The 10,020-nt window shown below is 66.1% G+C and carries 8 protein-coding genes and 1 pseudogene; 4 read left to right on the top strand and 5 right to left on the bottom strand.

The window, feature by feature from the left end; genetic code table 11:
- From Q0A15_RS00760 to Q0A15_RS00745, 4 genes are all read left to right on the top strand, one after another.
- Positions 1-640: ABC transporter ATP-binding protein (locus Q0A15_RS00760; protein WP_291277628.1), on the top strand; the 640-nt coding region annotated here is incomplete at its 5' end.
- Positions 641-791: 151 nt separating this feature from the next.
- Positions 792-1,286: a hypothetical protein gene (locus Q0A15_RS00755; protein WP_291277627.1), complete on the top strand. Its 495-nt coding sequence runs from the start codon at positions 792-794 to the stop codon at positions 1,284-1,286.
- Positions 1,287-1,327: 41 nt separating this feature from the next.
- Complete coding sequence (locus tag Q0A15_RS00750) at positions 1,328-2,707, top strand: hypothetical protein (protein WP_291277626.1); 1,380 nt, start codon at positions 1,328-1,330, stop codon at positions 2,705-2,707.
- A 21-nt stretch (positions 2,708-2,728) separates the two neighbouring features.
- Positions 2,729-3,082 (top strand): DUF488 domain-containing protein, encoded by a 354-nt coding sequence (locus tag Q0A15_RS00745; RefSeq protein WP_291277625.1) that lies wholly within the window; start codon positions 2,729-2,731, stop codon positions 3,080-3,082.
- Positions 3,083-3,094: 12 nt separating this feature from the next.
- Here Q0A15_RS00745 and Q0A15_RS00740 read toward each other — a convergent pair whose 3' ends face one another.
- The 5 genes and pseudogenes from Q0A15_RS00740 to Q0A15_RS00720 all read right to left on the bottom strand — a co-directional run.
- On the bottom strand, positions 3,095-4,102 hold the full coding sequence (locus Q0A15_RS00740) for an SDR family NAD(P)-dependent oxidoreductase (RefSeq protein ID WP_291277624.1): 1,008 nt from the start codon (positions 4,100-4,102) through the stop codon (positions 3,095-3,097).
- A 116-nt stretch (positions 4,103-4,218) separates the two neighbouring features.
- The gene (locus Q0A15_RS00735) at positions 4,219-4,482 is read right to left on the bottom strand and encodes a glutaredoxin domain-containing protein (protein ID WP_291277623.1); all 264 of its coding nucleotides are present in this window, start codon (positions 4,480-4,482) and stop codon (positions 4,219-4,221) included.
- Positions 4,483-4,506: 24 nt separating this feature from the next.
- A complete protein-coding gene (locus Q0A15_RS00730) occupies positions 4,507-6,360 on the bottom strand; it encodes a lamin tail domain-containing protein (RefSeq protein WP_291277622.1) in 1,854 nt (617 codons plus the stop codon).
- A 306-nt stretch (positions 6,361-6,666) separates the two neighbouring features.
- Positions 6,667-9,369, bottom strand: coding sequence for an HAD-IC family P-type ATPase (locus Q0A15_RS00725; protein WP_291277621.1), 2,703 nt, complete (start codon positions 9,367-9,369; stop codon positions 6,667-6,669).
- 178 nt (positions 9,370-9,547) lie between these two features.
- Positions 9,548-10,020: pseudogene (locus tag Q0A15_RS00720) on the bottom strand (hypothetical protein); the annotation flags it as partial.

Here is a 10,020-nt window from a genome sequence, read left to right as displayed (position 1 = left end):
CGCGGGGAAGTCGACGTTGGCCCGGATGATCGTGGGGCTCGAGTCCCCCGACACCGGTCACATCCGCGTGGGCGGGCGGGACTTCACGAAGCCGGCGCGGGGCAAGAAGGCCCGGTTGGAACGCGCCAAGGCCGTGCAGATGGTCTTCCAGGACCCCTACCTGTCGCTGGATCCGCGCATCCCTGTGGTGCGTGCGGTGCGGGATGCGCTTGAGCTGCACGGCAGCGGTGGCGAGGCGGAGGCAGTGGCGCTGCTGGATCGGGTGGGGCTCACCCGTGAGCAGATGCAGGCGTTGCCGCGCACGCTCTCCGGCGGGCAGCGTCAACGCGTGGCGCTGGCTCGGGCGGTGGCGGTGTCGCCGGAGTTGCTGGTGATGGACGAGGCAACGTCCGCGTTGGATATCTCGGTGCAGGCGCAGGTGCTGGAACTCGTGGGGCAGCTGCGCATCGAGCGTGGGCTGACCGTGTTGTTCATCAGTCACGATCTGGGTGTGGTGCGGCAGGTCTGCGACGAGACTCTGGTGCTTCGTGCCGGTCGGATCGTGGAGGCCGGGCCCACCGAGGCGCTGCTGACCAATCCGCAGGACGACTACACGCGGCTCCTGCTGGACTCGGTTCCCCGCCCGGCCTCTGCTGCCTGACCGGCCGTGCCCTCCCCGGTGTGCGCTGGGGACCGGGTATCCGTGAGATCCGCTCCGCCTCGGAGCGCTTCCGACGGAAACCTGGTCCCGGCCGCCACTCTGACCCCGGACGCGTAGAGTCTGGCGGAACGAGAGCGAAACGAGGCTGCTCATGATCCGACGAGTTCTCTCCGGTGCGGCGGTGGTGATGTTTGCCCTGGCAGGTTGTGCCTCGCCGGAGCGGTCGGTGCCTCCTGCCAGTGGTATTGCGGATACCTCGGGGCCGACGGCGAACACGGACGGTACGGACTCGCCGTCGGCGGGCCAAGGCGCATCGAACAGGATCAACTACACGATCATCGACGCTCGCGACGATCTGGAGAATGAGCGCAGTGCCTCGTGGGATCGCATCGAAGCGGAATCCGGTAACAAGCTGCGCATCGACTTCCAGCTGGGGAGCCCCAAGTGTTCCGGGGCGCGGGCGGAGGTACGTGAGGCCCCGGACGCCGTGGAGGTCACCCTGTGGACCGGCACGCTTCCGGAAGCACCCAGGAACTGCACCATGGAGGCAATGTTCGCCTCGTTGGTGGTGCAGCTGGACGCCCCGCTGGGGGACCGGGAGGTGCTCCGCCTGACTGAGCCAGACCGCGCTAGTGTGAACAATTGACAGGGTAGAAGATTCCGCATGCCACGAAAGTTGTTCGGTCCATGAGCACACGTTCCAAATTGTTGTCAGCAGGTACCGCAGGGGTCTTGACGTTGAGCCTGCTCGCGTTGAGTGCGTGTTCTCCCCAACCGGGCCTGAGCGGCAGCCCCACGCCTACGGATTCGGCGACACCGAGTTCATCCGGGGCAGCGCAGTCCGCTGAGCCGGCCGAGGCAACTCCCTTCGCCGAACCCTCGCACGTGGCAACCGGGCTGACCTGGGACGACGACAGCCCGGTGGAGGCCGGTGGGTTCTCGACCGGTGACGCGGCCCCGTTCGCGGAAGGCGATGCTCCTGAGAAGGTGGCGGAACTTTCTGCGAAGAAGGGAGAGTTCCTCCGGATCGCGGCGGCCACGAATGATGCTTGGATCGGGGTGACAGGTCCCACCGGAGAAGGTGTTGTCGGCGTAGGGGATGGGGGTGCCCCGGAGGAGGGGGACCGACTGGTCAGTATCGACCCGGGCACGGGTGAGGTCAGCGAGTTGTACACGGCCGCGAACATCGAGCCGCAGGACGGGCCCCGCAACGTGGTCGGAGTGGATGCGGATGACTCAGGTGTGGTGTGGACCGAGAACGGTTGGGGGAACACTGCGAGCTCTCCCCTCCGGTGGAAGCTCTTCCAGAGCTCCTCGACTGATCCGGACGATGTGCAGGTGAATCTTCTTGGGACGGTGGAGGACCACGCGAAGGCCAAGAAGGCTTGGCTGCCTCCGCGCGAGGTCGACACGGTGCCGGTGCTGGTCGGTGACGAGGTCTGGTGGAACACTCTCGATGTCGCAGAGGAGGGCGCTGTGCCCGTCACGACATTGCTGGCCCAGAAAGCAGATGGTGGTGGCAAGACCAGCAAGGTGACCACAGGGATCACGGATCCTGTTGCCTTTCGCGACGGGGTCGCGGCCGGAGCCACCACCTGGGAGCTGCAGGACGACATCTACCAGCCCCTCACCAAGTCCGTGGTCCAAGTGGGTGAGGACGGTTCCAAGCAGCTCCTGCTGAAGGCCTCCAAGGGGGAGGTGTCTCTTCTCGCGGCGGCAGGAGACTGGTTGCTCGTGGAACATCAGGGTGAGCTCATCGCAGCAAACCCCAAGGAACACACCGCCTGGAAGGTGAGCGCAGCCGAGGACGAAGGGACGCCGGGATCCGGTGCCGCGGTCTGTGGCAGTGTTGCCACTTTCAGCTTCGAGGGCGATGAACCGTTGGTGGACTCTCCTCAGTACTTCCTGAACCTGGAGTCCGGTGAATTCAACACCATGGAGGCGGAAACCGGTTCCACGATGACAGGATCCGAGGCCCATTGCACCCCGAACGGAACAAGCCTGGCCATCTCTCAAGCGGGTCCCGGACGGACCTTCCGCGAGGTGTTGTACCGCACCACGTTCTGAGACCGGGCGTAGCGTGTGCTCATGACCGAGTACCGGATCAAACGTGCGTATTCAACTGCGGAGAACGCGGACGGTCTCCGCATCCTTGTGGACCGACTGTGGCCGCGCGGCGTGCGCAAGGATGCCCTCGACGCTCAATGGTTCAAGGACGTGGCCCCCTCCCCGCCTTTGCGCAAGGAATGGGGCCACGACCCGGAACGCTTCGACTGGTTCAATGCCGCCTACACGGCGGAGCTTGATGACATGCCAGAGGATGTGTGGGAGCGTTGGCGCGAGCTGATCGGTGATGCCCCGGTGGTCACCTTGGTCTACGGGGCCAAGGACGAACACATCAATCATGCCGCGATCCTGCGTGATTGGCTCTCCGCCCGCTGATTCCTGGAAGAGTTACTGCACGGACCAGCCGCCGTCGGAGGCCAGCACCTGGCCGTTGATGTTCACCGAATCCTCGGAGAGCAGGAAGGTGATGGACGCTGCCAGCTGCTCGGCCGTAGCCAAAGTGGGAATCGCGGACTGGAACGGCGCCAACCGCGCGGAACCAGCCTCGGAGACATTGGGCGGGAACGGGATACCCGTGGCCACACCGCCCGGGGCCACGGCGTTGACGCGCAGGCCCTGCGGGCCGTACATAAACGCCGCGGAGCGGGTCATGCCGATGACGCCGTGCTTGGACGTGGTGTAGGCGTTGCCGGACGCGTTACCGCGCAGCCCCGCCTCTGAGGTGACGTTCACGATCCGCCCGGAACCCGCGGCAATCATCGCCGGGATCACCGCGCGGGAGAGCTTGAAGGCGCCCGTCAGGTTGATGCCGATGACGCGATCCCACATGGCGTCCGAGGTCTCGTGCAGCGGGGAGAAGTCGTCATTCACGCCCGCCACGTTGGCCAGCCCGTCGATGCGTTCGCCGGCCGCGGCGACGATGGCGTCCACGGACTCCTGCTTGGTGATGTCCCCGACCACCGGGATGATCTCCGCGTTGGGCAGCGACGCCGCGAAGGTTTGCAGTTTCTCCGCAGAGACATCCACCGCGACGACGCGGCCGCCCTCGCGGGCGATCCGCGACGCTGTTGCGAGTCCGATCCCCGACGCCGCGCCCGTCACCACTACGGTCTGCCCGCCGAAGCGCCCGGACGTGACGGTTTCCTGCCACGCCCCGCTGGCCTCGGACTCCTCCGGGATGACGCCACCGTTGGCCTGCTTGACGAGATCATCCACCACGGATTGCGGCATCTTGCCCTGGGACAGGGTCACGAGTTGCTGCAGGGGCAGAGTGCGCAGTGGGGTGAGCGTTTCCTCCGTGGCGCCGGATGCTTCCAGGAGTCCCTTGACGATGGGGCCGCCCACTGGGTCGTCGAGCCAGGTGCCGATGGTGCTGGAAGCGGTAAGGGCGGTCATTGGTGGCCTCACTTCAGATAGACGTCGTCAACAGGTCCTCAGGTTTTTGAAACACCTGTAACTCAGAGTGTTGTCCGGCGGCGGCCCTACGTCAATGGTGAAGCGACCGCTCAGCCTCAGAGCAGTTCCGAGACCTCCAGCTTCTTCTTCAGCTCCGGATCGCTGGGTTCCACGAGGTGGGAGCCGTCGGGGAACGTGATGACCGGGATGTTCTTGCGTCCGGAGATACCCTCCGCGACGACGGCCTGCTCCGGCTCGTCGACCAGGTTCACGTAGTCGTAGTCGACACTGAGTTCATCCAGCAGTCGTTTGGACCGGCGGCAGTCACCGCACCAGTCCGCGCCGTACATGATGACCTGATTCATGTCGTTGGTGCTCATGCACCCGAGCGTAGTACGCGCACATCAGTGCTGACGCGACGTCCTGAAGATGATCAGTCCCGCAATCACCAGGAGCAGCGCCCCTGCCGCGGTGATCAGTGTGCCGGCCGGCACGCCGGTATGGGCCAAGGCCCCGGCTTGGGTAGGGCCCGACGGCGTGTCCTCGCCTCCCGCCGCCACGGCGGTTTCCGCCGCGGCTTGGTCAGTGGAGGCCCCGCCCGTGTCGGCACCCGCCGAAGTATCGCCGGACGTCTGCGACGCACCGGTCGTCGGTTCGTCGTCCTGGTCCTCGCTCGGCGAATCGGACGCCGACGGTTCCGTGCTCCCCGGGGTTTCGCTCGGATCGTCGGACTCGGTCGGACTGGTGGCCGGGCATTGCGTGTCCAGCGTGCCGGAGCGGAGGGAGTGCCCGTCTGTGTTGTTGTCGTCCACGTAGTAGGTGTTCACGGCCCCGTCCTCGCAGGCGGCCAGTGACGCTATCGCGAAACCCTCGTTGCCGTAGTTCTCGGTGTCGGCGGGCCGGTTGTAGACGGCGTTCTTGGTGAACTCCCCGTCGATGAGGTCGAAGGTCGCGATCCGTCCGTCACAGGCGTCGTCGCACACGGCCCAGAGTCGGTTGCGGTCCGCGTCGAACTGTACGTCGGCAATCGAGTCGAACCCGGGGTCAAGGCTGGAGACCCGCTTGGCGCTGCCGTCCGCCTGCAGCGCGTACAGGTAGACGTCCCCGGTGCCCTCGACGGCGACAGCGAAGAGCCCGTCGCCGTGCCCCGGGTAGTTGGCAGGATCGTACGGTTCGGCCTTGGCCTCGTCCACGAACCCCCGCTCGGTCAGCCACGAGTCCGGGATCCAGGTGATGCCTTCGAGCCCGGAATTCGCGCCGAGTCCCGGGAAATCGGAGGCGAGGTTCCACTCTTGGGCGGCCTTGAGGTCGTCCCCGTCGGCTGAGTCGTCCGGCGCGTCGTAGCGCAGGACTGAGGGGCGGGAGACGTCGTCCTTGTCGTTGTCGCGCTCGGAAGATACGTAGATCCCGTTCGTGGAATCCGTGGTCACGGTGATTCCCTCGGCGTCCACGGTTCCGGATCCGCTCGGATAGCGCAGCCGCCATCCGGAATCCTGGTCCCATGAGTCCCCATGGTCCGGGGTAGTCAAGCGATAGAGCTCGCCGTCTCCGTTCTGGACCACCCAGAGGCGGCCGTGGCCGCCGTCGGACGCCTTGGTGTCGGGGGCCGACGGCTCCACGTCGATACCGCTCCAGTCGCCGCGGTCCTCGTCCCCGTCGTCGAGCACTTTCAGGTCCTGGCCGCCAGGCCAGGGCGACCCGGCCGGTGCAGACGGGCCTGGGTCCTCACAGACGTTCGCCTCGCCAGGAGAGGACTCGTAGGTGTCCATGAAGTCGCCGGTGACGTCGGGGCAACGGCCCCAGGTTTTCTTCGCATGCGACGTCCAGGAGTACTCGACCAGCGGTTCGTCGGTCAGGGATGCATTGGGTTCGAAGATCTTGACGGCGTCCTCGGAACCCAGGCCGAAGTCGAAGCCCGGCGCGGCGTTCTCCTGCTGCGTCACGACGAGCAGTCCGCCGGCCGGGATCACCGTGTCGCTGGGCAGGGTGTAGCTGTGCTCCGCGGATTCGGAATCGGTGAATACGTATCCGGAGAGGTCCAGTGCCGCGTCGCCAGGGTTGGCGAGTTCCACCCAGTCCACGTCGTCCCCGTTGGTCTCCACCTCGTTGACGACCGGAGCGGGCGTCCGCTCCGATTCGGCGGTCGAGGCGGTGGGGGACTCGGTGACCGCCTGGACGGCGGGGCCGGAGATGAGGACGGCCGATGCGACGAGCGCGGCGAGGGTGGTGGTCAGTGAGCGGTGAACGATGTTGCGCACGTGATCCAGCGTGGACCCCCGGAGTGGCCGTGGGGGTGGGAAAGCGTGAACCGCGGGTGAATTGATGCCTCGTGATACGGGCGGGTGGCAGGATCAGATCATGGACGGCAATGACGCGACCCCCATCCCGGAGTACCCGGAACTCGATTTCGAGGTCATAGACGGATGGTTGGCGGAAGCAGCGGAGGAGGCCCACGATGGGTGACCCCGTCTGCTGGCTCAACAAGGTGTGCCCGGAATGCGGTGCGTTCAACGAAGACCCGACCGAGCCCTGTTGGCGTTGCGGTCACGAGGAAGCAGACCCCGCTACGCGGACGCCGACTGCGCCTGCCGAGCGTCCCGACGGTGAGCCACCCGCCTGACGAACTTCTCGGCCTCCACGATGGCAAGCACCGATGCGCCCACCAGGGCACACATCAGCCATTCCCACGAGCTCAAGGGTGACAGCCCGATCAGGTCAGCAGCCGGTGGGATGACGGTCAGGGCCCACTGGATCACCAACGCGGTCACGGCGGAGATCAGCAGGAACGGGTTGCCGAACGGGTTGAGCGTGAACAGGGACTTGCGTTCCGCGCGGGCGCTGAAGACCTGGAAGAAGTTGAACATCACCATGGTGATCAGCGCCAGGGTGCGGCAGTGATCCAACTCGAACCCGGCCTCGTGCGCCAGCCGGTAGACCACCAGGGTGCCAGCACCCATCCAGCAGCCGGTGATCACGGTGCGTAGCCACATGGCGCGGTTGAGGACGCCCTCACCCACGGCCCGCGGCTTCTGTTTCAGCTCGTCGCCCTCGCCCTTCTCGAAGGACAGCGCGATGTCCTGGATCCCGTTGGTCACCACGTTCATGATCAGCAACATGACCGGCAGGAAGATCAGAGGTAGATCGGAGAAGGTGTTGATCGCTACGGCGATCAGTGCAGCGATGCCGTTGGAGAGGAGGAAGAACGTGGCCTTACGGATGGACTCGAAGGTGACGCGGCCCTGATCCACGGCGTCCACGATGGTCACGAAATTGTCGTCCGTGAGGACCAGGTCGGCGCTCTCTCTGGCCACGTCGGTGCCCGACTTGCCCATGGCGACACCGATGGACGCGGCCTTCAGTGCGGGTGCGTCATTGACGCCGTCGCCGGTGATGGCCACGATATTGCGGTCGGCCTTGAGCACCTTCACGATCCGGAGCTTGTCCTGCGGGCTCATCCGCGCGGCCACCGACGTGGTGCGGAGGCGCTCCAGCAAGTCGAGGTCCCCGAGCGTGGCCATCTCGGCCCCGGTCAGGGCCGGTGCCTTGCCGTCCAATCCCAGCCGGGCACCGATGGCTGCCGCGGTGACGGGGTGGTCTCCGGTGATCATCATGACGTGGATGCCGGCCTCGCGGCACTGCTGAATGGCGTCGGCCACGCCCGGTCGCGGCGGATCCATCATGCCCTGGAGCCCGGTGAGGACCATGCCCGACGGCGTGGGCAGGGTCCCGCCGGAGGCGGAACCTCGGGTGCCTTCGGCGCCCGACCGATCCGCGCCGTCGGGCATTTCCAGGTGAGCAGTGGCGATCACGCGCAGGCCGTCCTCGGCCATGGAGTCGATGGTGGAGCGGACCAGATCCACGTCCACCGGAAGGAGGCCTTCCGGCCCGGCCATCGCCGTGCAGAACTGCAGGATCACCTCGGGTGCGCCCTTGACGTGCAGCACGGCACGATCCTCGTGTGAGTGCAAGGTCTGCGAATAGGCCAGATCCGGCTCGTAGGGCATATCGGCCAGGGGGCGGGCGGCGCGCTCGGACTCCTGGACCGCGCCGACCCGAAGCCCTGCCGTCGCCATGGCGACATCCACGGCGTCGCCCATCAACTTCGACTCGTCTTCGGGATGCTGAGTGGCGTCGTTGGTGAGCGCTCCGGTGCGCAGCGACGCACGCTGAGCGCGGGTGAGGTCCGAGGGAGCGTCGAGCTCCTCCAGGACGCGGCCGTCCGGAGTCCAGACGCGCTCCACGGTCATCCGGTTGACGGTCAGGGTGCCGGTCTTGTCTGAACCGATCACCGTGGTGGATCCGAGGGTTTCCACACTGGGGAGATTGCGGACCACGGCATTGTGCTTGGCCATCCGCGAGACACCAACGCCCATCGCCACCGACAACACGATCGGCAGGGCCTCCGGCATCGCGGAGACCACCAGGGCAACGGTGGTGCGGAAGGTGTTGGACAGGGACTCGCCCATCACCAGGCTGGCGGCGAAGATGACCACGGCGGAGGCCACGAGGGCCACGCCGATGTACTTCTCCAGTTGGTCCGTGGCCTCCTGCAACGGTGTCTTGGAGGAACCGGTCTGAACCAACGTGGCGATGGCGCCGAGCTCGGTGCGGTCGGCGGTCTCCACCACCACGCCGGTGGCCCGACCGGAGACCACCATGGTGCCGGAGAACGCCATGTTCTTCCGGTCTCCGGCGCCGGCCTCCTCGGCGACGGTGGCCGTGTTCTTCGAGGCGGGCAGCACCTCTCCGGTGAGCATGGATTCGTCAACCTGAAGGGAATTGACATCGGTCAGGCGAACGTCCGCCGGGACTCGATCGCCGGACTCCAGGTGCACGGTGTCCCCGGGGACCAGGTCAGCCGCATCGATGCGTTGGGTCAGCCCGTCACGCACCACGGTGGCCTCTGGGGAGGAGAGGTTCTGCAAGGCGCGGACATCGGCCTCCGACTTTCGGGCCTGCCAGAAGCCGATGGTTGCATTCAGGACCAACACCAGCAGGATCACGGCCATATCGAAGACCTCGTGCTGGATCGCCGTGATCACCGCGGCGATGGCGAGGAAGGCCACCATGGGGGAGCGGAACTGTTTGGTGAGCGTGATGAACCACGAATCACGCTTGGACTCGGCCAGGGCGTTGGGGCCCATCTCCGCCAGACGGGCGGCGGCCTTGCTTGCCGAGAGCCCGTCCTCCGGGGCCTCCCGGCGTTGCCGGACCTCATCAGGATCCAGGGCGTGCCACGGGGTGCGGTCCGTTTCGGTGGTCTGCATCCGTTGGGGCCTTCCGCAGGAAGTGAGCAGGTCACCTACGAGCCTATGCGGTGGACCGTTACGAATTCGAGTCGCACCGATGTGAGGGGCAAGACGGCGGCGGGCCGGTACCTCTGGCTGAGGTACCGGCCCGCCGCATCAGCTCGGAAGACAGCCCGAGTGGCTCAGTCCGGATGAGTCACTTGGCGATGGTCTTGGCCGAGGAGTTCTTCGAGGTCGAGGCGTAGCCGGTCTTCGTGGCGGTGGCCTTGACCAGGATCTTCTTGCCCTTGAGGGCGGAGGGGACGGTGTAGGTGGACTTGTTGCCACCGTTGGTGATCTTTGCCCAGTGCTTGCCGTCGGTGGCGGGCTTGAACCACTGGAAGGACACGGAAGCGCCTGCAGTCTTGGAGGAGACCTTGGCGGTGAGCTTCTTGCCTGCCTTGGCGGTACCGGAGATGGTCGGCTTGGCCAGGGACAGGGTTCCCGCGGCAACGGTCTTGGCGGAGGAGTTCTTCCAGGTCGAGGTGTAGCCGGCCTTGGTGGCGGTGGCCTTGACCAGGATCTTCTTGCCGTTGAGGGCGGCAGGGATCGTGTAGGTGGACTTGTTGCCACCGTTGGTGATCTTTGCCCAGTGCTTGCCGTCGGTGGCGGGCTTGAACCACTGGAAGG

The sequence above is a fragment of the Galactobacter sp. genome, from assembly GCF_022712295.1.
In the GTDB taxonomy this organism is placed as follows: domain Bacteria; phylum Actinomycetota; class Actinomycetes; order Actinomycetales; family Micrococcaceae; genus Galactobacter.
This window is presented reverse-complemented; position numbering and strand designations above follow the sequence as displayed.